The organism is Streptomyces sp. NPDC016851 (genome assembly GCF_055562795.1).
Map to the genome: position 1 here is coordinate 85,197 of NZ_JBVHEP010000010.1, position 20,148 is coordinate 105,344.

19 protein-coding genes and 1 pseudogene are annotated in these 20,148 nt (G+C 72.2%); 12 read left to right on the forward strand and 8 right to left on the reverse strand.

Translation table 11 applies throughout. The annotated features are described in order from the left end of the window. Positions 1 to 37 precede the first annotated feature (37 nt). From ACZ3I3_RS17845 to ACZ3I3_RS17855, 3 genes are all read left to right on the forward strand, one after another. Positions 38 to 3,082, forward strand: coding sequence for an alpha-mannosidase (locus ACZ3I3_RS17845; RefSeq protein ID WP_467366078.1), 3,045 nt, complete (start codon positions 38 to 40; stop codon positions 3,080 to 3,082). Positions 3,083 to 3,085: 3 nt separating this feature from the next. Continuing rightward, positions 3,086 to 4,336, forward strand: a complete 1,251-nt coding sequence (locus tag ACZ3I3_RS17850; protein WP_467366080.1) for an alpha-L-fucosidase — start codon at positions 3,086 to 3,088, stop codon at positions 4,334 to 4,336. Positions 4,337 to 4,479: 143 nt separating this feature from the next. Next, positions 4,480 to 5,373, forward strand: a complete 894-nt coding sequence (locus ACZ3I3_RS17855; RefSeq protein WP_467366082.1) for a sulfotransferase family protein — start codon at positions 4,480 to 4,482, stop codon at positions 5,371 to 5,373. Between the two features lie 19 nt (positions 5,374 to 5,392). Here ACZ3I3_RS17855 and ACZ3I3_RS17860 read toward each other — a convergent pair whose 3' ends face one another. Continuing rightward, positions 5,393 to 6,535, reverse strand: coding sequence for an ATP-grasp domain-containing protein (locus ACZ3I3_RS17860; RefSeq protein WP_467366084.1), 1,143 nt, complete (start codon positions 6,533 to 6,535; stop codon positions 5,393 to 5,395). Between the two features lie 262 nt (positions 6,536 to 6,797). On the opposite strand from ACZ3I3_RS17860, the gene ACZ3I3_RS17865 reads away from it, so the two are divergent. After that, positions 6,798 to 7,658: a metallophosphoesterase family protein gene (locus tag ACZ3I3_RS17865; protein WP_467366086.1), complete on the forward strand. Its 861-nt coding sequence runs from the start codon at positions 6,798 to 6,800 to the stop codon at positions 7,656 to 7,658. After that, positions 7,655 to 8,332, forward strand: a complete 678-nt coding sequence (locus ACZ3I3_RS17870; RefSeq protein WP_467366087.1) for a 4'-phosphopantetheinyl transferase family protein — start codon at positions 7,655 to 7,657, stop codon at positions 8,330 to 8,332. Before ACZ3I3_RS17865 ends, ACZ3I3_RS17870 begins: the two co-directional genes overlap by 4 nt. Positions 8,333 to 8,394: 62 nt before the next feature. Here the strand turns inward: ACZ3I3_RS17870 and ACZ3I3_RS17875 are convergent, their stop codons facing one another. The 3 genes from ACZ3I3_RS17875 to ACZ3I3_RS17885 all read right to left on the reverse strand — a co-directional run bounded on the left by ACZ3I3_RS17875 (position 8,395) and on the right by ACZ3I3_RS17885 (position 9,996). After that, positions 8,395 to 8,637 carry a hypothetical protein gene (locus tag ACZ3I3_RS17875; RefSeq protein ID WP_467366089.1) on the reverse strand — a complete coding sequence of 81 codons (243 nt, stop codon included), beginning with the start codon at positions 8,635 to 8,637 and terminating at the stop codon, positions 8,395 to 8,397. A 136-nt stretch (positions 8,638 to 8,773) separates the two neighbouring features. Continuing rightward, a complete protein-coding gene (locus ACZ3I3_RS17880; RefSeq protein WP_306970486.1) occupies positions 8,774 to 9,304 on the reverse strand; it encodes a toxin-antitoxin system, toxin component in 531 nt (176 codons plus the stop codon). A 32-nt stretch (positions 9,305 to 9,336) separates the two neighbouring features. Next, the gene (locus tag ACZ3I3_RS17885; protein WP_467366091.1) at positions 9,337 to 9,996 is read right to left on the reverse strand and encodes a helix-turn-helix domain-containing protein; all 660 of its coding nucleotides are present in this window, start codon (positions 9,994 to 9,996) and stop codon (positions 9,337 to 9,339) included. Between the two features lie 238 nt (positions 9,997 to 10,234). On the opposite strand from ACZ3I3_RS17885, the gene ACZ3I3_RS17890 reads away from it, so the two are divergent. The 7 genes and pseudogenes from ACZ3I3_RS17890 (at position 10,235) to ACZ3I3_RS17920 (ending at position 16,598) form a co-directional block, all read left to right on the forward strand. After that, positions 10,235 to 10,897: an MmyB family transcriptional regulator gene (locus tag ACZ3I3_RS17890; RefSeq protein WP_467366093.1), complete on the forward strand. Its 663-nt coding sequence runs from the start codon at positions 10,235 to 10,237 to the stop codon at positions 10,895 to 10,897. A 123-nt stretch (positions 10,898 to 11,020) separates the two neighbouring features. After that, a complete protein-coding gene (locus ACZ3I3_RS17895; protein WP_467366095.1) occupies positions 11,021 to 12,175 on the forward strand; it encodes an NAD(P)/FAD-dependent oxidoreductase in 1,155 nt (384 codons plus the stop codon). Beyond that, positions 12,172 to 12,462, forward strand: a pseudogene (locus tag ACZ3I3_RS17900) ((2Fe-2S)-binding protein); the annotation flags it as partial. The gene ACZ3I3_RS17895 and the pseudogene ACZ3I3_RS17900, both read left to right, overlap by 4 nt. 163 nt (positions 12,463 to 12,625) lie before the next feature. Then, positions 12,626 to 13,990 carry an FAD-dependent oxidoreductase gene (locus tag ACZ3I3_RS17905; protein WP_467366097.1) on the forward strand — a complete coding sequence of 455 codons (1,365 nt, stop codon included), beginning with the start codon at positions 12,626 to 12,628 and terminating at the stop codon, positions 13,988 to 13,990. Beyond that, positions 13,987 to 14,877 carry a dihydrodipicolinate synthase family protein gene (locus ACZ3I3_RS17910; RefSeq protein ID WP_467366099.1) on the forward strand — a complete coding sequence of 297 codons (891 nt, stop codon included), beginning with the start codon at positions 13,987 to 13,989 and terminating at the stop codon, positions 14,875 to 14,877. Before ACZ3I3_RS17905 ends, ACZ3I3_RS17910 begins: the two co-directional genes overlap by 4 nt. Positions 14,878 to 14,891: 14 nt before the next feature. Next, positions 14,892 to 15,893 carry a proline racemase family protein gene (locus tag ACZ3I3_RS17915; RefSeq protein ID WP_467366101.1) on the forward strand — a complete coding sequence of 334 codons (1,002 nt, stop codon included), beginning with the start codon at positions 14,892 to 14,894 and terminating at the stop codon, positions 15,891 to 15,893. Positions 15,894 to 15,923: 30 nt separating this feature from the next. Continuing rightward, positions 15,924 to 16,598 carry a GntR family transcriptional regulator gene (locus tag ACZ3I3_RS17920; protein WP_467366103.1) on the forward strand — a complete coding sequence of 225 codons (675 nt, stop codon included), beginning with the start codon at positions 15,924 to 15,926 and terminating at the stop codon, positions 16,596 to 16,598. A gap of 69 nt (positions 16,599 to 16,667) precedes the next feature. On the opposite strand, the gene ACZ3I3_RS17925 is transcribed toward ACZ3I3_RS17920, so the two are convergent. The 4 genes from ACZ3I3_RS17925 to ACZ3I3_RS17940 are packed head-to-tail and all read right to left on the reverse strand — an operon-like array spanning position 16,668 to position 20,022. Continuing rightward, positions 16,668 to 17,447: an ABC transporter ATP-binding protein gene (locus tag ACZ3I3_RS17925; protein WP_467366105.1), complete on the reverse strand. Its 780-nt coding sequence runs from the start codon at positions 17,445 to 17,447 to the stop codon at positions 16,668 to 16,670. Between the two features lie 20 nt (positions 17,448 to 17,467). Further along, positions 17,468 to 18,247 (reverse strand): ABC transporter permease, encoded by a 780-nt coding sequence (locus tag ACZ3I3_RS17930; RefSeq protein WP_467366107.1) that lies wholly within the window; start codon positions 18,245 to 18,247, stop codon positions 17,468 to 17,470. After that, the gene (locus ACZ3I3_RS17935; RefSeq protein ID WP_467366109.1) at positions 18,244 to 19,017 is read right to left on the reverse strand and encodes an ABC transporter permease; all 774 of its coding nucleotides are present in this window, start codon (positions 19,015 to 19,017) and stop codon (positions 18,244 to 18,246) included. Before ACZ3I3_RS17935 ends, ACZ3I3_RS17930 begins: the two co-directional genes overlap by 4 nt. 30 nt (positions 19,018 to 19,047) lie before the next feature. Next, positions 19,048 to 20,022, reverse strand: coding sequence for an ABC transporter substrate-binding protein (locus ACZ3I3_RS17940; protein ID WP_467366111.1), 975 nt, complete (start codon positions 20,020 to 20,022; stop codon positions 19,048 to 19,050). Positions 20,023 to 20,148 lie beyond the last annotated feature (126 nt).

Below are 20,148 nucleotides of genomic sequence, written 5' to 3' on the forward strand. Positions count from 1 at the left end.
CCGCCTGCTCGCTCTTCCCGTTTCCTGGAGACATCTCATGCATGACGAAAGCCGCCGGATCGAGGAGCGCGTGCAGCGCCTTCACGACCAGCGCATCAAGTCCGCGATCTACGCGGCCACCGTCCCCTTCGAGGTAGAGGCCTGGCAGGCTCCCGGGGAGCCGGTCCCGTTCGAGGAGGCCGCCGCCGCCTCGTACGCGCCCTTCGCGATGGGCACCCCCTGGGGCCCGCCCTGGGGCACCACCTGGTTCCGCATGCGCGGACAGGTGCCGGAGGAATGGGCGGGCCGCCGCGTCGAGGCCGTCATCGACCTCGGATTCGTGGGCGACTGGCCCGGCAACCAGGCCGAGGCCCTCGTCCACCTCACGGACGGCACCCCGCTCAAGGCCGTCAACCCGCTCAACCAGTACGTGGCGATCGCCAACCCGGCGACGGGCGGCGAGACGGTCGAATACCTGGTCGAGGCCGCCTCCAACCCGGACATCCTCGCCGACAACTTCTCCAAGACCACTCCGCTCGGCGACATCCTCACCGCCGGCGACAAGCCGCTCTACACCTTCCGCGCCGCCGACATCGCCATCCTCGACGAGGAGGTCTGGCACCTCGACCTCGACGTCCAGGTGCTGCGCGAGCTGATGCTGGAGCTCGGCGAGCACGACCCGCGCCGGCACGAGATCGCGCACGCCCTCGACCGGGCGATGGACCTGCTCGACCTGGACGACGTCTCCGGCTCCGCGCCCGCCGTGCGCGAGGCGCTGAAGCCGGTGCTGTCCAAGCCCGCGCACGCCAGCGCGCACACCGTCTCCGGCGTCGGCCACGCCCACATCGACTCGGCCTGGCTCTGGCCGATCCGCGAGACCAAGCGCAAGACGTCCCGTACGTTCTCCAACGTCACGTCCCTGGCCGACGAGTACGACGACTTCATCTTCGCCTGCTCCCAGGCCCAGCAGTACGAGTGGGTCCGCGACAACTACCCCAAGGTCTGGGCCCGCATCCAGGAGTCGGTCAAGAACGGCCAGTGGGCGCCGGTCGGCGGCATGTGGGTCGAGTCCGACGGCAACCTGCCCGGCGGCGAGGCCGTCGCCCGCCAGTTCATCCACGGCAAGCGGTTCTTCATGGACCACTTCGGCATCGAGACCAAGGGTGTCTGGCTGCCGGACTCCTTCGGCTACAACGCGGCCTACCCGCAGATCGCCAAGCTCGCCGGCAACGACTGGTTCCTCACCCAGAAGATCTCCTGGAACCAGACCAACAAGTTCCCCCACCACACCTTCTGGTGGGAGGGCATCGACGGCACCCGCATCTTCACCCACTTCCCGCCGGTCGACACCTACAACGCCCGCTTCAGCGGCGAGGAGATGTCCCGCGCGGTCCGCAACTACCAGGAGAAGGGCGGCGCCAGCCGCTCCCTGGCCCCCTTCGGCTGGGGCGACGGCGGCGGCGGCCCCACCCGCGAGATCATGGAGCGCGCCCGCCGACTGGCGGACCTGGAGGGCTCCGCGAAGGTCGTCGTCGAACACCCCGACGAGTTCTTCGCCAAGGCCCGCGAGGAGTACCCGGACGCGCCCGTGTGGGTCGGCGAGCTCTACCTGGAGCTGCACCGCGCCACCTACACCTCCCAGGCCCGCACCAAGCAGGGCAACCGCCGCTCCGAGCACCTCCTGCGCGAGGCCGAGCTGTGGGCGACGACGGCGGCGCTGCACGCGCCGGGCTACACGTACCCGCACGAGAAGCTGGACCGGCTCTGGAAGACGGTGCTGCTGCACCAGTTCCACGACATCCTGCCCGGCTCGTCGATCGCCTGGGTGCACCGGGAGGCCGAGGCCGAGTACGCCCGAGTGGCCCGCGAGCTCCGGGCGCTGACGGCCGATGCCCTCACGGCCCTCGGTGCCGGCGGGACCCGCGTCTTCAACACCAGCCCCTACGACCGCTCCGAGGTGGTCCGCACCGCCGACGGCGCACCGGTGTACGTGGAGGTGCCCGCGAGCGGCTCCGCGCCCCTCGCCGAGGCCGAGCCCCCGCAGCCGGTGACGGTGAGCGGCCGGGTGCTCGACAACGGGTTGGTCCGCGTGGAGGTGGCCGAGGACGGCACCCTGTCGTCCGTCCGCGACCTGCGCGCGAACCGGGAGGTCCTGGCCGATCCGGGCAACCTGCTGCGTCTGCACACCGACCTGCCCAACTACTGGGACGCCTGGGACATCGACAAGCACTACAAGAACCGCTACACGGACCTCCTCGACGCCTCGTCCGTCACGGTCGTCGAGCAGGACCCGCTGGTCGGCGCGATCCGCGTCGAGCGGGACTTCGGCAAGGGCTCGAGGATCACCCAGACGATCACGGTCCGCGCCGGCAGCCCCCGGATCGACATCGAGACGGACATCGACTGGCACGAGACCGAGAAGATCCTCAAGGCGGCGTTCCCGGTCGACATCCGCGCCCCGCACTCCTCCGCCGAGATCCAGTTCGGGCACATCCAGCGGCCCACCCACACCAACACCAGTTGGGAGGCGGCCCGCTTCGAGGTCTCCGGCCACCGCTGGGTGCACATCGGCGAACCCGGCTACGGCGTCGCCGTCATCAACGACTCCACGTACGGCCACGACGTCTCCCGCACGGTCCGCGAGGACGGCGGCACCACGACCACCGTCCGCCTCAGCCTCGTCCGCGCCCCGCGCATCCCGGACCCCGAGGCCGACCAGGGCCGCCACCGCTTCACCTACGCGCTGCTGCCCGGCGCGACCATCGAGGACGCCGTCGCCGAGGGCTACGCCCTCAACCTCCCGCTCCGGGTGGCCGACGCGGCGGGCGCCCCCGCACCGGTCGTCTCCACCGAGGGCGAGGGCGTGACCGTGGAGGCGGTCAAGCTCGCCGACGACGCGTCGGGCGACGTCGTCGTACGGCTCTACGAATCCCGCGGCGGCCGGGCCCGGGGCGTCCTGCGCACCGGCTTCCCGCTGGCGGGCGCGCAGATCACCGACCTGCTGGAGCGGCCGCTGGAGGAGGCGCCCGTGGACGGCGACGGCGCCGTCCCCGTGGAACTGCGGCCCTTCCAGATCCTGACGCTGCGTCTGCGCAGGGGCTGACGCATGGCCATGCAACCCTGGTTCACCGACGCCAAGCTCGGGATCTTCATCCACTGGGGCATCTACGCCGTCGACGGCGTCCAGGAGTCCTGGTCGTTCTACGACGACATCGTCCCGTACGACCAGTACATGTCCCAGTTCGACCGCTTCACGGCCGCCCGCTACGACCCGCGCGACTGGGCGAGGCTCTTCGCGCGGGCGGGCGCCAGGTACGCCGTGCTGACCAGCCGCCATCACGACGGCGTCGCCCTGTGGGACACGGCGTACGGCGACCTGAACGTGGGCCGTGACCTGATCGGCGGCTACGCCGACGCTCTGCGCGAGCAGGGCCTCAAGGTCGGGCTGTACTACTCGCACTCGGACTGGAGCCACCCCGACTACGCCTCCACCCGCAAGCCGGGCCGGCCGCCGGAGCTGGAGGACAACCGTTACTCGGAGGTCGCCGCCGAGGACGAGGACCTTCAGGCCTGGGAGAGGTTCCTCGCCTACCGCGACGGCCAGATCAGCGAACTGACCTCCCGCTACAGGCCGGACCTGCTGTGGTTCGACGGCGAGTGGGACCGCAGCGAGGAGCAGTGGCGCATCCCCGAACTCGCCGCCCTCATCCGCTCCGAGGTATCGGACGTCGTGTTCAACGCCCGCATGCTCAGCGAGGGCGACTACGCGACGCCGGAACAGGGGGCCCCGGTCGTCCCGCCCGAGGGCCCCTGGGAGCTGTGCCTGACGATCAACGACTCCTGGGGCCACCAGCACCACGACCACAACCACAAGTCGGTCGACCAGCTCATCCGCTATTTCACCGAGACGATCGGCGGCGGAGGCAACCTGCTGCTCAGCGTCGGCCCGCGCGAGGACGGCACGATCCCGGCCGAACAGGTGCAGCGGCTGGAAGGGCTCGGCGACTGGATCGCCCGGCACGCGGAGGCGGTGTACGGCACCGGACGAGGGCTGCCGCCGGGCCACCACTACGGCCCGAGCACCCTCTCCAAGGACCGCCGCACTCTCTATCTGACCCTCTTCGACGCCCCGCGCGCCGAGATCAACGTGCGCGGCCTGCTCAGCAAGGTCCGCGGGGTCTCGGTGCTCGGCAGCGGCGCGGAACTGGCCCACCGGGTCACCGGCGGCCTCCACGAGACACCCGGCGTCCTGTGGATCGAGCCTCCCGCCGCGTCGGATCTCGACCCGCACGCCACGGTGCTGGCCGTCGAACTGGAAGGGGAACTGGAGTTGTACCGCGGAGCCGGCCGATTCTGACGAAAGTTTAAGAAGCCGGTGAGTGGCCTGCTCACGGGCGGTATGTGGACGCCCGTGAGCACGCCGGTTCGCCTTCGGGACATCTGAAGTTCGCCCGTTTCCCCTGGGATGCGGAACGCACAACGCGAACGAAAGGTGTCACCGTGCGAGACCCGCGTATGGCCGCGATCGGCAAGGGCCTGAAGCGTCGCGGAAGGCTGGTGATGCAGGCGGTCAGTCCACCGCGCCGGAACGCGGTCAGTCCACCGCGCCGGAACCTCGACGCCATCCCCGCCCCCCGCCCGGCGGCCGACACCTACACCGCCCCGCGCGCCCCCCGGCTGGTCGACTCGCCGGTCTTCGTGCTGTCGTCGGTGCGCTCCGGTTCTACGCTGCTGCGCGTCCTGCTCAACAGCCACAGCAGTATCCGCGCCCCGCACGAGATGCACCTGCGCACGGTGCACGTCAACCTGTCCCGCGACTTCACCGCGGACGCCATGCGGGCGCTCCACCTCGACAAGGACGAGCTGGAACACGTGCTGTGGGACCGGGTGCTGCACCTGGAGCTCACCCGCAGCGGCAAGGACGTCATCGTCGACAAGACCCCGCCGAACACCCTCGTCTGGCCCCGCCTGCGCCGATGTTGGCCGAACGCCCGCTACATCCTGCTGCTGCGCCACCCCGGCGCGGTCGTCACGTCCCTCACCGACCGGCGCGCCGACCCCGATCACGAAGCCGTCCGCGCCGAGGTCCTCGACTACAGCGAGAAGCTGGAGGAGGCCCGCCTGAACCTCGACCCCCACGTGATCACCTACGAGGAGCTCACCGCCGAGCCGGAGAAGGTCACCCGGGGCATCTGCGACCACCTCGGCGTCCCGTGGGAGCCCGGCATGCTCGACTACGGCAGCAAGGACCACGGCACCTTCCGCCCCCAGCTCGGCGACTGGTCCAGCACCATCAAGTCCGGCCGCATCCAGTCGGCCCGCTCCGCCGACCCGGACGTCGAACTTCCCCCACGCCTGAGGGAACTGGCCCAGGCGTGGGGGTACAGGGACTGAAGGGGCAGGGGCTGTACGGCTAGAGAGGCAGGGCCCCGACCGTGGCCTGCGGGGCCGCCGCCTCCGCCTCGACGGAGTCGGCCGGCACCGCGGGCAGTGGCTGCTGCTCCGTCGCCTCCGGCCGCTGCTGTGGCAGCTGCACCGGCCGCAGCGGACGCGGCCCCGACACCACCGTGTAGTCCTGGCCCAGGAACGGCGGGACCACCTCGCCCGGGTCCTCGCCGAGCGCCAGCTGGACGGCGGCCCAGGGGGCGTTGACGCCGCACAGGGACAGCTGGTGCAGGCCGCCGGCCGGGCGGGTGTTGACGTCCATCAGGACCGGCCGGTCGCCGAACATCCGGAACTGGATGTTGGACAGGTAGTGCAGCCCGAAGCCCTCCGCGATCCGCCGGGCCGGGTCCAGCCACTGCTCGTGCAGCGTGAAGCCCCGGCGGCGGCCGTTCTTGGTGCGGCCGATGGCCAGCCGGACCCGGTTGTCCGGACCGGTCAGGCAGTCCACCGACACCTCGGGCTGCTCCAGGCGCGGCATCACCAGCCAGTCGACCGGCTCCTCGGCCCGCTCCAGCGCCTCCAGCACCAGGTCGAGCGGCACGTAAGGGCTCGGGAAGCCGTTCAGGTGCATCAGCGAGAAGGGCGTGCGCGTGATCACGCGGAAGCCCACCCCGCCCGCCCCGGACGCCGGCTTGAAGCACGCCTTGTGCCCGGCGGCCTCCAGCTCCTCGACCGCAGCGACGAGTTCACCGGCCGACCGGACCCGCCACCACGGCGGCACCGGCACGCCGATCGCCTGGACCGCCTCGTAGGCGATCACCTTGTCGTGGAAGACGGCCACCGCCTCGGGCGGCGGTGCCAGCACCGCCGTACCGGCCGCCTCGAACTCGGCGCGGTGCGCCACGATCGCCGACTGGTGCAGCCGGGGCACGAACACGTCGATACCGCGCCGCCCGCACTGGTCCAGCGCGTACTCGACGTACCCGGCGGGGGAGAGGTTCTCGGGCTCCAGCTCGGCGGTGTCGGCGGCGGCCAGCACGGGGGAGTCCGGGTCACCGTGCGTGGCATGGATCGCGACGGCCCGGTCGCTGGGATTTCTCCGCAGCTGATCCATGAAGAACACGTTCTCCGCGTACGTGCGGTTGAGCCAGACGCGTACGCGAGAGACCATGCAGGCCGCCTTTCACGGTTCGCGGGCAGGGCTCAGCAGCCCGTGCCCGGGCAGGAGGTATGGAGGAACACCAAACCGCCCCTGCGAGAGGGAAGTTTTCAGCGGTGGTGTTGGGCCAGATCATACGGCCTCGGCGGACCGTGTCGTGCAACGCGCGTGTTACGGATCGCGATTCCCGTCCGCCCGGTCCGCCCTTGTCCCCGGGCGCGGTGATGTGATCTCGTGGTGGCGTTCGCGTCGGGTGCGCGGAGGGGGACGAGGGGTGACGTCGATGGCCGGTGGCGCCGGACAACTGCTGGCCATCAGCGACCTGCACATCGGCTATCCGGAGAACCGCGCCCTGGTCGAACGGATGCGGCCCGGGTCGGACGACGACTGGCTGCTCGTGGCCGGGGACGTCGCCGAGACCGTGGCCGACGTGCGCTGGACTCTCGAGACGCTCGCCGGTCGCTTTAGCAAGGTCGTCTGGGTGCCCGGGAACCACGAGTTGTGGACCCATCCGAGCGACCCCGTCACCCTGCGTGGTGTCGCCCGGTACGACCATCTGGTCGAGCTGTGCCGGGATCTCGGCGTGACGACACCGGAGGACCCCTATCCCGTCTGGGACGGCCCCGGCGGCCCTGTCGCCGTCGCGCCGCTTTTCCTCCTGTACGACTACTCGTTCCTGCCGGCCGGCTGCGCGACCAAGGAACAGGGCCTGGAGTACGCCCGGGGCACGGGCATCGTGTGCACCGACGAGTACCTGCTGCACCCCGACCCGTACCCGAGCCGGGAGGCCTGGTGCCGGGCCCGGGTCGCCGAGACCGAACGCAGACTCGCGGACCTGCCCGAAGACCTGCCCGTGATCCCGGTCAACCACTACCCCCTGCACCGCCACCCGATGGACGTGCTGTGGCACCCCGAGTTCGCCATGTGGTGCGGTACCGGTCTGACCGCCGACTGGCACCGCAGGTTCCGCGTCCACACGATGGTCTACGGCCATCTCCACATCCCCCGCACCACCTGGCACGAGGGCGTGCGCTTCGAGGAGGTGTCGGTGGGCTACCCCCGGGAGTGGCGCAAGCGGGCCGGGGAGCCGGGACGGCTGCGGCGCATCCTGCCGGCGGAGGGCGAGGAGCGGTGATCGGGGAACTGCTGCCACAGACCGTCGTCACCGTGGAGGCGTACGGCGACGAGGGCGCGGACGCCCCGCTGTACCCCGAGGAGGCGGCGCTCGTGGCCCGGGCGGTCGCCAAGCGGCGCCGGGAGTTCGCCGCCGTCCGCTCCTGTGCCCGCCGGGCCATGGAGAAGCTCGGTGTGCCGCCGCAGCCGGTCCTGCCCGGGGAACGCGGCGCCCCGCGCTGGCCCGCCGGCCTGACCGGCAGCATGACCCATTGCGACGGCTACTGCGCCGCCGCCCTGGTCCGTGCGGCCGATCTCGCCTCCCTCGGTGTCGACGCCGAGACCCACGGGCCGCTGCCCGAGGGCGTCCTGACCGCCGTGGCCCTGCCGTCCGAGGCCGAGCGCCTGCGGCACCTGGCCGCACAGCGCCCCGACGTCCACTGGGACCGGCTGCTGTTCAGCGCGAAGGAGGCCGTCTACAAGGCGTGGTTCCCCCTCACCGGCAAGTGGCTGGACTTCACGGAGGCCGACATCGAGCTCTCCGCCGCCCCCGGCGACCGGCCACGCGGCACCTTCCGCGCCACGCTCCTCGTCCCCGGCCCACTGGTCGGCGACCGCCGCCTCGGCCATTTCGACGGCCAGTGGATCACCGACCGGGGCCTGGTCGCGACGGCGGTAGCGGTACCGCACGACTGAGACAGCCGTGCGGGTGCGGGCCTGATCGGACGTCGACTCAAGGCGCCGCCACCCCCGTCGGCTCAGGGACCCGGCTCCGGGCACCAGTTCTGGAGCAGTCGGAAGAACGCCTCCTCGTTGCCCGTGAGGCCCGCTCGGTCGAGGGCTTCTTCCGCCTCCGCCAGGACGGCGGGCGGAACGACCGGGGGCCGGGGGGCGCCGGGCGGGCCCGGCTCCAGGTCGAAGGCGGCCCGGACGGTGTGCAGCAGGCGCAGATAGGCCTGGACGGCGGTGCGTTCGCGGTCGGTCAGTACGGCGGTGGGCATCGGTCGGCTCTCCCCGTGTCGGAGTCATCGGTCACGCCCCGCACACAAGGGGCGCACCTCCAGCTTGCCGCCCACCACTGACAATCCGGCCCCGCAGCCCGATGGTTCGCCCGCTCGGCGGAGGCGGAACCCCAGCTCAGCCCTGCGACCCCGGATACCCCAGCGACGCCTCGATCCGCCCCGCCAGATGATCCCGCTGCACCGGCCCGCGCGACGACGAACCCGCCAGCCACGCCCTGCACTTGCTGGCCAGCAGCAGTCCGAAGCTCTCGGCCTCCTTCTCGTCGTCGAGGTCGAAGCGGGTGCGCGCGGCGACCTTCAGCACCGTCTCCTGGAGGTCCGCGCCGTCGTGGAGCAGCCGGGCCGCGACGGCGGCGCCCTCGACGTGGTGGGAGCAGTGCCCCGCCTTCATGTGCCACAGCTCGTGCCCCAGGATCACCAACTGGTGGTCGGGAGCCGTGCGTTCCTCGATCACGACGAGGTCCTGCTCGGCCATGTCGAGCCACAGCCCGCTCGCGGTCCCGGGCGGGAAGGCGGCCGTACGGAAGTGGACGGGGCGGCCCCGGCGTCTGCTCATGGCGTCGCACAGCGCGGCGTACAGCTCCTCGGGCCGCGCCGGCGCGGGGAGGGTCAGCTCCGCGACCAGTTCGCCGCACAGGCGGCGCATTTCCTTACCGATGCCCACAGTTCTCCCCACGGTCACGACTCGGGCCGCTTGACGCTCTCCAGGAGCATGTCCAGCCATTCCGCCACCTTGTCGCGGTGCTGGTCGGTGGGCAGCTGCGCGGCCCGCCAGGCGATGCCGCGCACGCCGTGGTCCTGCAGCAGCCGCTCCAGCGGGTCGTCGGCCGCCGCGGCCGCCTGCCGCTCCCGGTCGGCGAGCTTCTGGAGCAGGTCCTGCTCGGTGTGCTGGAGGGCGCTCACCAACGCCTCGGGGTCCTCGGCCGTGAGGAACCCGGCATGCACCCGGAAGAACCGCTGGAGCGCGTCGCAGTGCTCCATGGTCGGCCGCCGGTCGCCGTTGATCAGGGCACCGGCCTGCTGCCGGGACATGCCCGCGCCGTCGGCGATCTCCTGCTGGGTGTACTTGCGGCCGTTGGGCTTGAGCCGGGTCCGGCGCAGCAGGTCCAGGCGCTGGAGGAACCGGGCCTGCACATCGGGCTCACCCGCCGGCCGGCCGCCGAGCAGGGCCTTGACCACGGGCTCCGGGACGCCGGAGGCGACGGACAGCCGGCCGATGTCGAAGACCTCGGCGTGCGGCACGCCGAGCCGGTCGGCGAGCGCGGTGACACGGGAGACGACGGCCGCCAGCACGGCCGTCGGCGTGGCGCCCGGACCTTCGACGAAGCCACCCGTCACCGACAGATCTCCTACGTCTCTCACAGGCTTCTCACAAGTGGATGCCGTGACCTACCCCGGCGTGAACTTCCCGGAGCGTAGCCGGTGGTTCGAACTCACATCCAGGTCTCGCCACAACTGTGGCCAATTTCAGCCGTCAACCAGCATGAAATGCCACGATAGTTGACACGCCTCAGCTTCGGGCACCAGGATCGGGGCGCCGCGTCAGGGCCGCACAGGCAAGAGGGGTGACCTCCCGATGGCATATCAGGCAGGAGGGCAGCGGCCGGCACCGCGGCCCGTCCCCGAGACTTCCGACGTCCAGGCCTACCTGGAGGACTACGCCGGGCTTCTGGAGGCCGTCTCGTTCCCCTCGCTCGTCGTCGACCACTGCTGGGACGTGGTGCTGGCCAACAGTGCCTTCCGGTCACTTTTCGGCGGCGTCGGCCCGCACCCGACGGCCATGCCGGGCGACAACTTCCTCAGGTTCGTGCTGTTCCACCCCGACGCTCCCACCGTGCTCGGCGACCACGAGGCGAGCTGGTGCCTGCCGATGCTCGCGCACTTCGCACGGACCGTGGAGAGCCACGGCCCCGACCACGGCCTGCAGGCCATCCGCCGCGACATCGCCCAGGACCCGATCATGGATGCCGCCTACCGGCACGGCCTGCCGCACTGGATCCGCTCGGTCGGCGAGAGCGCCGTCGAGCAGGACGGTGCCGTACGGCCAGTGCTGCACCCGGATCCCCGCTGGGGCGCCACCGACTGCCGCATCGTCGTCGAGACGTCCAGGGCGCTCGAGGAACTGGGCTGCACCCGGCTCACGTTCGTGCTGCGCGAGGCCCGCCGCACGCCGTCCCGGGACCGCCGCACGCGCCGTACCGCCTCCTCCCATCTGAGGGTCGTCCCGGCGGCCGACTGAGCCCCGCCGGCCCCGTCACCACAGAACCCCGTCGCCACAGAACCCGTCACCTCGGCACCGCATCGCCGCGTCGTCGGCGTCCGCCCCATTCCCAGGCAGTGTGGTGTGTGACATAGTACTGGCGTGAGCGAGCCGCTGACCTGCGATGTCGTGGTGGTCGGAGCCGGAGTGGTGGGCGCCGCCTGTGCCCTGTACGCGGCCCGCGCGGGCCTGGACACCGTCGTGCTGGACCGCGGCCCGGTGGCCGGCGGCACGACCGGCGCGGGTGAAGGCAACCTCCTCGTCTCCGACAAGGAACCCGGACCCGAGCTCGACCTGGCCCTGCTGTCCGCCCGGCTGTGGGCCGAACTGGCCGAGGAGGGGCTGGGAAAGGCGATCGAGTACGAGGCCAAGGGCGGGGTCGTCGTCGCCGGCACCGGCGAGGCCCTCGCCGGGCTGGAGAGACTCGCCGCCGGGCAGCGCGCGGCCGGTGTCGAGGCGGTCCCGGTGCCGCCCGACCGGCTCGCCGACCTGGAGCCGTACTTGACCCCCGGCCTCGCGGGCGGCGTGTACTACCCGCAGGACGCCCAGGTGATGCCCGCCCTGGCGGCGGCGCACCTGCTGCGCGCCTCGAACGCCCGGCTGCTCACCGGCCGGGAGATGACCGGGGTGCTGCGCGGCCCCGACGGTGCGGTGCGCGGCGTGCGGACCGACCGGGGCGATGTCCACGCCCCGGCGGTCGTCAACGCGGCCGGCACCTGGGGCGGCGAAGTGGCGGCCCGCGCCGGGGTGTCGCTGCCGGTGCTGCCCCGGCGAGGATTCGTCCTGGTCACCGAGCCACTGCCGCCCCGCGTCCGGCACAAGGTCTACGCCGCCGACTACGTGGCCGACGTCGCCAGCGACTCGGCGGCCCTCCAGACCTCCCCGGTGGTCGAGGGCACGCCCGCCGGGCCGGTCCTCATCGGCGCCAGCCGCGAACGGGTCGGCTTCGACCGGTCGTTGTCGCTCCCGGCACTGCGGGCGCTCGCCGCGGGTGCGACGCGGCTCTTCCCGTTCCTCGCCGGAGTCCGGGCCATGCGGACGTACGCGGGCTTCCGGCCGTATCTGCCGGACCACCTGCCCGCGATCGGCCCCGACCCCCGGGCGCCCGGACTGCTGCACGCCTGCGGGCACGAGGGCGCGGGCATCGGTCTGGCCACCGGCACCGGGCAGCTGATCGCCCAGGCCCTGACGGGGCGGACGCCCGACCTGGATCCCGGCCCGTTCCGGCCCGACCGCTTTCCCGAGGAGGCCGAGTGAATCCACTGGAGCTGGCGGGGGCCCGGCCCGGCCCCGCCTTCACGGTCACCTTCGACGGGCGTCCGGTCGAGGCGCTGCCCGGCCAGACGGTCGCCGCCGTGCTGTGGGCGGCGGGCATCACCTCCTGGCGCAGCACCCGGGGCGAGGGCCGTCCGCGCGGGGTGTTCTGCGGGATCGGCGTCTGCTTCGACTGCCTGGTGACCGTCAACGGCCGCCCCAACCAACGCGCTTGCCTGCTCCCGGTGCGACCGGGTGACGTGATCGGCACGCAGGAGGGGACGGGCCATGCGGAGGCGGGCCACGCGGGGGCGGTCCATGAGGGGCCGGTCTGCGGCGGAGCGGGCGGCGCGGGCGCCCACCCTGGCCGGCCGGGCGATGACCGGGGCGACCCCGGCGGGTCGGGTGGCCTCCGGCCCGGCCGTGCGGGCGCGGGCGAGGAGGGAGCCGGCCATGCACACTGACCTCGCCGTGATCGGCGCCGGACCGGCCGGGCTGGCCGCGTCCCTCGCGGCGGCCGCGCGCGGCATCCGGGTCGCCCTCGTCGACGCGGCGACGGAGACCGGCGGGCAGTTCTACCGGCAGCCCGCCGCCGGGCTCGCCGCCGGGCGGCCCGAGGCGCTGCACCACCGGTGGCGCACCTGGGAGCGGCTGCGGGACGGCCTCGCCGCCAGCTCCGTAAGCGTACTGACGGACCATCATGTGTGGTGTGTGGAACGGACGTGCGACGGCTTCACGGTGCATGCGCTGCTCGGCCCGGAGCAGGAGGAGCCGGCCGAGGTGCACGCCCGGGCCGTGCTCCTGGCCACCGGCGGATACGAGCACGTGCTGCCCTTCCCCGGCTGGACCCTCCCGGGCGTCGTCACCGCCGGGGGTGCCCAGGCCATGCTCAAGGGCGGCCTCGTGGTGCCGGGACGGCGGGCCGTCGTGGCCGGGACCGGGCCGCTGCTGCTGCCCGTGGCGACCGGGCTCGCGGCGGCGGGCGTCGAGGTCGCCGCGCTCGTCGAGTCCACCGGCCCCGGGCGCCTGGCCCGTCACGGCCGGGCCCTGGCCGGCAAGCTCCCCGAGGGAGCCGGATACGCCGCCCGGCTGCTGCGCCATCGCGTGCCGGTCCTGGCCCGCCACACCGTCGTCCGCGCCCACGGCGACGACCGGCTGACCGGCGTCACGGTCGCCGCCCTCGACACCGACGGACGCGTCCGGCCCGGCACGGAGCGGCGGTTGCCCTGCGACACCCTGGCCGTCGGCCACGGCATGCTTGCGCACACCGATCTGGCGGAGGGCCTCGGCTGCGGCCTGGAGGGGCCCGCCGTGGCCGTCGACGCCGAGCAGCGCACGGACGTACCCGGCGTGTGGGCGGCCGGGGAGTCCACCGGTATCGGCGGCGCGGCCCTCGCCCTCGCCGAAGGGCACATCGCCGGGTCCTCCGCCGCCGCCCGCCTGCGCGGCACCACCCCCGACCCGGCCCCCGCCGCCCTCAAGGCCCGTACGACACTCAGGAGTTCCGCGGCCGCCCTCGACGCCGCGTACACGCCGCCCGCGCACTGGCCCGAGCAGGTCACCGACGACACCGTGATCTGCCGCTGCGAGGAGGTCACCGCCGGTGCCGTGCGCGAGGCCCTGGACCTCGGCGCGGGTGACGAGCGCACCGTGAAGCTGCTGACCCGGGCCGGAATGGGCTGGTGCCAGGGCCGGATGTGCGCCGTCGCCGTCGCGGGTCTCGCCGGCTGCCCGCCCTCCCCGTCCAGAAGGCCGTTCGCCCGTCCCGTACCGCTCGGCGTCCTCGCACGGCAACACACCCAGGAGGAACTGTCATGACCGACCACCGCCCCTGGCGCGGCGTCCTCGTCGCCACCGCGCTCCCGCTGGACGACGACCTCTCCGTGAACTACGACAAGTACGCCGAGCACTGCTCCTGGCTGATCGAGAACGGCTGCGACGGCGTCGTGCCGAACGGCTCCCTCGGCGAGTACCAGGTGCTCACCCCCGAGGAGCGCGCCCGGGTCGTCGAGACGGCCGTCGCCGCGATCGGCGGGCAGCGCGTCATGCCCGGCGTCGCCGCCTACGGGTCCGCCGAGTCCCGACGCTGGGCCGAGCAGGCGGGTGAGGCGGGCTGCCGGGCGGTGATGCTGCTGCCGCCGAACGCCTACCGCGCCGACGAGCGTTCCGTCCTCGCCCACTACGCCGAGGTCGCGAAGACGGGCCTGCCGGTCGTCGCGTACAACAACCCGATCGACACCAAGGTCGACCTCGTGCCGGAGCTGCTCGCCCGGCTGCACGGCGAGGGACACATCCGGGCGGTGAAGGAGTTCTCCGGAGACGTCCGCCGGGCCTACCGCATCGCCGAACTCGCCCCCGAACTCGACCTGCTGATCGGCGCGGACGACGTCCTGCTGGAGCTGGCCGTCGCGGGCGCGAAGGGCTGGGTGGCGGGCTACCCGAACGCGCTGCCGCAGGCCTCGGTCGAGCTGTACCACGCCGCCGTCGACGGCGACCTCGACACCGCGCGGTCCCTGTACCGGCAGCTGCATCCGCTGCTGCGGTGGGACTCGCGGGTGGAGTTCGTCCAGGCCATCAAACGGTCCATGGACCTCGTCGGCCGCCACGGCGGACCCTGCCGGCCGCCGCGCATGCCGCTGCTGCCCGAGCAGGAGGCCGCCGTCCGGGCCGCCACCGAGAAGGCCGTCGCGGCCGGACTGGCGTGAGGGAAGGCGGGATCATGCGCAGCAGACTCGTCCTGCACGCCGTCGACTCGCACACCGAAGGCATGCCGACCCGCGTGATCACCGGTGGCATCGGCACCGTCCCCGGCGCCACCATGAACGAACGGCGGCTGTACTTCCGCGAACACCGCGACGACATCAAGCAGTTGCTGATGAACGAGCCGCGCGGCCACTCCGCCATGAGCGGCGCGATCCTCCAGCCGCCGACCCGGCCCGACTGCGACTGGGGCGTCGTCTACATCGAGGTCTCCGGCTATCTGCCGATGTGCGGGCACGGCACGATCGGCGTGGCGACCGTGCTCGTCGAGACCGGCATGGTCGAGGTCACCGAGCCGGTCACCACCATCCGGCTCGACACCCCGGCCGGCCCGGTCGTCGCCGAGGTGGCCGTGGCGGACGGGGCCGCCACGTCGGTCACCCTCCGGAACGTGCCCTCCTTCGCCGTCGGCCTCGACCGCAAGGCCACGCTCGCCGACGGCCGGACGGTGACGTACGACCTCGCCTTCGGCGGCAACTTCTACGCCATCCTGCCGCTGGAGCAGTTCGGCCTGCCCTTCGACCGGTCCCGCAAGGACGACATCCTCCGGGCCGGCCTGTCCCTCATGGCCGCCGTCAACGCCGAGGACCCGCCCGTCCACCCGGAGGACCCGTCCATCCACGGCCTCCACCACGTCTACCTGGCCGCCCCCGGCTCGACCGCCCGCCACTCCCGGCACGCCATGGCCATCCACCCCGGCTGGTTCGACCGCTCGCCCTGCGGCACGGGCACCAGCGCCCGCATGGCACAGCTGCACGCGCGCGGCGAACTCCCGCTGCACACCGAGTTCGTGAACGAGTCCTTCATCGGCACCCGGTTCACCGGCAGACTGCTCGGCACCACCGAGGTCGCCGGCCACCCGGCCGTGCTGCCCAGCTTCACCGGACGCGCCTGGATCACCGGCACCGCCCAGTACCTGCTGGACCCCGAGGACCCGTTCCCGGCGGGGTTCGTCCTGTAAGACCGTCACGACCCGAGGAGAAACACCCTCATGCCCCCGCCGCACACCCCCGCCCTGCCTCTGCTGGGCAGCAGGAAACCCAGCCACCGCGAGCGGGTCGCGGACGCGCTGCGGGCCGCCCTGATCGCCGGCGAACTGCTCCCCGGCGAGGTCTACTCGGCCCCCGGCCTGGCCGCCCGCTTCGGCGTCTCCGCCACTCCCGTGCGCGAGGCCATGCTCGACCTCGCCAAGGAAGGCCTCGTCGACACCGTGCCCAACAAGGGCTTCCGGGTCACCGCCGTCTCCGAGAAGCAGCTCGACGAGTACACCCACATCCGCGCGCTGATCGAGATCCCCACCACGGCGGGCCTCGCCGCCTCGGCCGACCCGGTGGCGCTGGAGGCGCTCCGGCCGGTCGCCCAGGAGATCGTCACCTCCGCCGCGGCCGGCGACCTCATCGCCTACGTCGAGGCCGACCTGCGCTTCCACCTCGGCCTGCTGGCCCTCGCCGGAAACGACCACCTCGTCGACGTCGTACGGGACCTCAGACGCCGCTCCCGCCTGTACGGCCTGACCGCGCTCGCCGAGCAGGGCCGGCTGGAGGCATCGGCCGAGGAACACCTGGAAATCCTCGACGCGCTGCTCACCCAGGACGAGGAGGCCGTCCGTGCGGTGATGACCCGTCACCTGAGCCACGTCAGGGGCCTGTGGGCAAGCGCCCCCTAGGGGCGCGGGGAACTGCGCGACCAGCCCCACACGGCCCGCAGCCTCCAGCCGGCAGACCGGACCGAGCTCTCAGGACCCTACGGCCCCCTTCTTCGCAGCCTGAATCTGCTCGTACACATGCGTACGAAGCTCGGCGAAACGCGGATCCACCCTCGTATGCAACTGATCCCGCTCGACCGGCAGACCGACCTTCAGCTGCTCCCTGACAACCGTGGGGGAGGCGGACAGCACGATCACCCGCTCCCCGAGGTAGACCGCCTCGTCGATGTCGTGGGTCACGAACAGGATCGTGATGCCGCGCTCCCGCCACAGCCCCCGGACCAGGTCCTCCAGATCGGCCCGGGTCTGCGCGTCCACCGCCGCGAACGGCTCGTCCATCAGCAGCACGCGGGGCTCGTACGCCAGCGCCCGGGCGATGGCGACCCGCTGCTGCATACCGCCGGACAGCTGCCAGGGATACGCCCCCACGGCATCCCCCAGCCCCACCGACTCCAGCGCGTCGCGGACCAGTTCCCGGCGCCGGGCCTTGCTCAAGTCCTTCTGCTTCAGCGGGAGTTCGACGTTCTCGGCGACCCGCATCCAGGGGAAGAGGCTGCGCCCGTACTCCTGGAAGACGAACGCCATCCCGGGCGGCGGACCGCTCACCTCGCGCCCTTCCAGGAGCACTTCACCGCCGGTCGGCGCGAGCAGCCCTCCCACGCACTTCAGCAGGGTCGTCTTGCCGCAGCCCGACGGCCCGACGAGACAGACGAGTTCCCCGGCACCGACGGTGAAGGTGAGGTCGCGGACCGCCTCCACACGCCGCCCCGACCCCTCGTAGACCTTCTTCAGACCCCGTACGTCGAGCATGGACCGCCCTTTCAAGAGGTTCACGGCGACCGCCGGGCCGAGGCGCGCAGACCGTGGTACCAGCCGAGCGCCCGCCGCTCGACCCACTGGAAGACGACCGACAGCAGGAAGCCGAGCAGACCGAGCACGAGGATGCCGGTCCACATGTCCGGGATCGCGAAGCCGCGCTGGAACTGGACGATGGTGAAGCCGAGCCCGTTGCTCGCGGCGAACATCTCGCTGATCACCATGAGGATGATGCCGATGGACAGGGCCTGGCGCAGCCCCGCGAAGATCTGCGGGCTCGCCGACCGCAGCACCAGCTTCCTGAGCCGCGCCACACCCGTGATGCCGTACGAGCGCGCCGTCTCGGCCATCACCGGGTCCACCGCCCGCACGCCCTCGACCGTGTTGAGCAGGACGGGCCACACGCAGCCGGCCGCGATCACCGTGACCTTCATCGTGTCGCCGATCCCCGCGAACAGCATGATGACCGGCACCAGCACCGGCGGCGGCACCGCCCGCAGGAACTCCAGGACCGGCTCGCACACCGCCCGCACCCGCCGGTACGACCCGATGACCGTGCCGAGCGCCACGCCCACGACCGCCGCCAGCGCGTAACCGCCCGCCAGCCGCAGCACGCTGGGCAGTACGTCGCCCCGCAGGCGCTCCGCCGTCCATACGTCCGGGAAGGCCTCCAGGATCGTCCGCAGCGGCGGCCAGTACACGTCCGTACTGCCGGCGGACGCCACCCACCACACCGTCACCAGCAGGGCCGGCAGGGCGGCGGCGAACACCAGCCGCAGCAGCGCGCGCCTCACACCGCCACCTCCCCGCGCACCGACTGGTGCCAGGCCAGCGCCCGTCGCTCCACCGTGCGCGCGCCCACGTTGATCAGCAGGCCCAGCAACCCGGTCACCACGATCAGCGCGTACATCTCGGGCACGGCCTGCGAGGCCTGTGCCACCCCGATGCGCTTGCCCAGCCCCGGCGCCCCGATGACGAGTTCGGACGTGATGGCCAGGATCAGCGCGACCGCCGCCGCGAGCCGGACACCGGTCATGACGTACGGCAGCGCGGTCGGCCACAGCACGTGCCGGATCCGCGCCCAGGTACCGAGCCCGTACGACCGCGCCGTCTCGTCGGCGACGGGGTCGACGTCCTGGACGCCGTACAGAACCTGGATCAGGACCTGCCAGAAGGACGCGTAGACGACGAGGAGGAGCACCGAGCGCAGTTCGGTGCCATACAGCAGCACCGCCAGCGGGATCAGCGCGACCGACGGGATCGGGCGCAGGAACTCGATCGTCGAGGCCGTCGCCGCACGCAGATACGGCACGACGGAGATCAGCACGCCCACCACGATCCCCGCGCAGGACGCGATCGCCAGGCCCAGCGCCCAGCCGGTGAGCGTGTCGCCGAGCGCCGTCCAGAAGGCCGCGTCGGACATCTCGTCCGCGAGTGCTTCGGCGATACGGCTGGTGGGCGGGAAGTACGTCTCCTCGACCAGGCCGAGCCGCGGCACCGCCTCACCCAGGGCGAGAAAGGCGGCGAGTCCGGCCGCACCGAGTGCGGCGTTCACGCCCCTCATGAGTCCGCGCCCCTCATGTGTCTGTGCCCCTCACGGCAGCAGCTTGTCCAGATCCGGCGCCGACTTGAACAGGCCGTCGTCCTCGCCGAGTTTCATCAGCGCCTCGATGGAGGCGCGGTTCGGCTCGGCCGGCCACTTCGGCAGGGTCACCTTCGCCAGCACCGCCTCCGGGATCTTCGTGTACGTGGTGACGATCCGGCGGGCCTCGTCCGGGTGGGCGTCGGCGTAGGCGAGGGACTCGGCGACGGCCTTCCGGAACTTCTCGACCACCTCCGGGTTCTGCTGGGCGTACCGGGTCGAGGTGAAGTACAGCGCGACCGTGAGGTCGGGTGCCACGTCCACCAGGTTCGAGGCGATCTCGCGGCCGCCCTGGTTCTTGACGGTGGCGAGGGCGGGCTCGACGACCTGGGCGGCGTCGATCTGCCCGCTGTCGAGGGCGGCCGGCATCTGGTCGAAGGCGAGCTCGACGAACTTGACCTTGTCGGGGTCGCCGCCCGCCTTGCGCACCGACGCGCGCACGGACGTCTCGTTGATGTTCTTCAGGGTGTTGATGGCGACCCGCTTGCCCTCCAGATCCTTCGGCGACCTGATCGGACTGTCCTCGCCCACGGTGATGGCGCTGAAGTCCTTGCCCTGGACACCGGTCGAGGCGATCGCGTTCGCGACGGCCTTGACCGGCACGTTGTTGGACTGGGCGATCATCAGCGACGTCACGTTGGAGAACCCGAACTGGAACTGACCGCTGGCCACACCGGGCACGATCGCCGCACCGCCCTGCGCGGTGGTGAACCGCAGCTTCAGGCCCTGCTTCTCGAAGAAGCCCTTCTCCTGGCCCAGATAGAGCGGTGCCACATCGACGATGGGAATGAGCCCGACCTCGACGGTGGTCACCCCGCCGGACGAGGCGCCCGCGTCCGAGGCGCCACCGCCGTCGGACGAGCCACAGGCCGCCGCGGTGAGCAGGACGGACACGGCCGCGAGACGGGTGAAGAGACGACGACGCAAGACTCCTCCTGTGGGACCGGCTGTGGTTCTCCGACAGGTTGTGCGCAGACAGCACGCTTGTGCTCAGCGAGAACGTATGGCCGTGTCCTCACCATGGTCAATGCCCTTGCCGACGCAGCTCGTTGA

Coding starts and splice junctions, on each gene's coding strand:
- ACZ3I3_RS17845 (WP_467366078.1), top strand. CDS start 38: ATGCATGACGAAAGCCGCCGGATCGAGGAGCGCGTGCAGCGCCTTCAC.
- ACZ3I3_RS17850 (WP_467366080.1), top strand. CDS start 3,086: ATGGCCATGCAACCCTGGTTCACCGACGCCAAGCTCGGGATCTTCATC.
- ACZ3I3_RS17860 (WP_467366084.1), bottom strand. CDS start 6,535: ATGGTCTCTCGCGTACGCGTCTGGCTCAACCGCACGTACGCGGAGAAC.
- ACZ3I3_RS17875 (WP_467366089.1), bottom strand. CDS start 8,637: ATGCCCACCGCCGTACTGACCGACCGCGAACGCACCGCCGTCCAGGCC.
- ACZ3I3_RS17880 (WP_306970486.1), bottom strand. CDS start 9,304: ATGCGCCGCCTGTGCGGCGAACTGGTCGCGGAGCTGACCCTCCCCGCG.
- ACZ3I3_RS17890 (WP_467366093.1), top strand. CDS start 10,235: ATGGCATATCAGGCAGGAGGGCAGCGGCCGGCACCGCGGCCCGTCCCC.
- ACZ3I3_RS17905 (WP_467366097.1), top strand. CDS start 12,626: ATGCACACTGACCTCGCCGTGATCGGCGCCGGACCGGCCGGGCTGGCC.
- ACZ3I3_RS17910 (WP_467366099.1), top strand. CDS start 13,987: ATGACCGACCACCGCCCCTGGCGCGGCGTCCTCGTCGCCACCGCGCTC.
- ACZ3I3_RS17915 (WP_467366101.1), top strand. CDS start 14,892: ATGCGCAGCAGACTCGTCCTGCACGCCGTCGACTCGCACACCGAAGGC.
- ACZ3I3_RS17920 (WP_467366103.1), top strand. CDS start 15,924: ATGCCCCCGCCGCACACCCCCGCCCTGCCTCTGCTGGGCAGCAGGAAA.
- ACZ3I3_RS17925 (WP_467366105.1), bottom strand. CDS start 17,447: ATGCTCGACGTACGGGGTCTGAAGAAGGTCTACGAGGGGTCGGGGCGG.
- ACZ3I3_RS17935 (WP_467366109.1), bottom strand. CDS start 19,017: ATGAGGGGCGTGAACGCCGCACTCGGTGCGGCCGGACTCGCCGCCTTT.